This is a genomic window from Vibrio sp. 10N.222.46.A1 (assembly GCF_041473595.1).
Taxonomy (GTDB): domain Bacteria; phylum Pseudomonadota; class Gammaproteobacteria; order Enterobacterales; family Vibrionaceae; genus Vibrio; species Vibrio tasmaniensis_A.
Map to the genome: position 1 here is coordinate 1 of NZ_JBFRSN010001671.1, position 1,696 is coordinate 1,696.

At 43.3% G+C, this 1,696-nt stretch carries 2 protein-coding genes; one reads left to right on the forward strand and one right to left on the reverse strand.

The features are described 5' to 3' along the window. Positions 1–446: porin (locus AB4496_RS28780; RefSeq protein ID WP_372133521.1), on the reverse strand; the 446-nt coding region annotated here is incomplete at its 3' end. Between the two features lie 376 nt (positions 447–822). Here AB4496_RS28780 and AB4496_RS28785 point away from each other — a divergent pair. Further along, on the forward strand, positions 823–1,696 hold an 874-nt coding region (locus AB4496_RS28785; RefSeq protein ID WP_372133524.1), incomplete at its 3' end, for a succinylglutamate desuccinylase/aspartoacylase family protein.

Here is a 1,696-nt window from a genome sequence, read left to right on the forward strand (position 1 = left end):
GCAAATACACCATCTTCTTTATCAGAAGCTGCACCGAATGCTTGCTGCACACCAGAAAACTCAGTGATATCTGTAAAGTCAGATACGATAACTGAAGCCATATCTTGGCGACCGACAGAAACGGCTTGGCCGTCAAAATCAACACCTGCGTACATGTAACGGTTTTCAAACTTATCAGAACCTGTGTCTTGCTCAGCTTCGTAGAAACCGAATGCCGTTGCAGTATCTGTAAGTTCTGTTTTACCACCAAGGTTTAAACGGAAACGAGTTTTATCTTTCATTGAACCTTCAACTTCAGCACCACCGGAACCAATGAAATCACCACGGAATTCTGCACGACCACCAATTTTAAGTTCTGTACCATCAGAGCTGTAAACCGTTGCTGCTAACGATGAACCTGAAACTAGTGCCGCTACCACTGCAGAAGCTAGAACTGCCTTTTTCATAATCACTTACCTTGTATTTTAAAATCCGTGAGCAATGCGCTCTCCGTTTCGATATGAAACTAATCTAGAGCAGCTAAATTAAGCTTTCATTTCTGTAAAATTACATTTTCGTGAATAGGGAACTTTTTAAGTGTTGATTTTATTGCACTTTTATTTCAGGAACCTGAGTGGTTTGTGAATGGGTATACCACTCGTATTTCCTTATTCGGTTACTTTTTCAAGTTTCTATTTGGGTGAGGTGATAATGATATGGGTGAACCTTATGGTGAGGTTAGAGCTTCTTCATCTTATTAACTGTTTGTACTGATTAAGATATCCTCTATGATGCCAAAACTTAGAAAAGAATAAATTTTGCTCAACAAGATGGAGACGTTGGATGAAAACAGAGTACTTAGGCGATGTTTTACAAGGTAGGCAGGTTATTGGCGCCTTAAATGTTGAAGACTTACCGATTGGAGAGCATCAGTTTTGGTTTCAAGTAACCAGTGATGGGTTAGGGCAACCTAAAAACATGCCGGTTTCTGTTTTCAAAGGCAGTCAAGACGGCCCGAAGTTGCTGATCACTGCCGGGATTCATGGTGATGAGCTAAACGGTGTGTTGGCTGCTCAGCAAATTATCCGAGATTTAGTAGGCAACACATTAAAAGGCACGGTGACAGTTGTACCAACTGTGAATTTGTCTGGCTTGCTTAACCACAGCCGCGATTTTATCTCTTCGGATCCGGGCTCTTGCCCTGCCAACCTTAATCGACTCTTTCCGGGGGATGCACACGGCTTAGCCGCGGAGCGATTCGTCGCATCTCTGTGGGATCGCTTACTCAAACACAACGCGACATTTGCTGTTGATCTGCATACCCAAACTCGTGGTGCCGTGTATCCACTTTATGTGTTTGCTGATTACCGAGTAGAGCAATGTTTGGAGATGGCGAGGTTAATGCAGCCCGATTGTGTTCTTAATGATCCCGGCGATCCGGGTATTCTTGAAACGGTCTGGAATCGAAGTGGAATTCCGAGCATTACAGTGGAGGTCGGGATGGGGAAATTTACTCAACCTGACATGATTCAACGAGCCGTAGATGGTGTTTTTAATATTCTTTCTTACTACGAGATGCTTGATGCTGAAGGTTTACGAGACAAAAAGCCACTGCCAAGTATAGATTGGATAGAGGGCAATAATGTGGTGTCTATCCGCGCTGATATTGGTGGATTTGTGTTGCCTCATGTCGAGCTTTTACAAAGCGTAGAGCAAG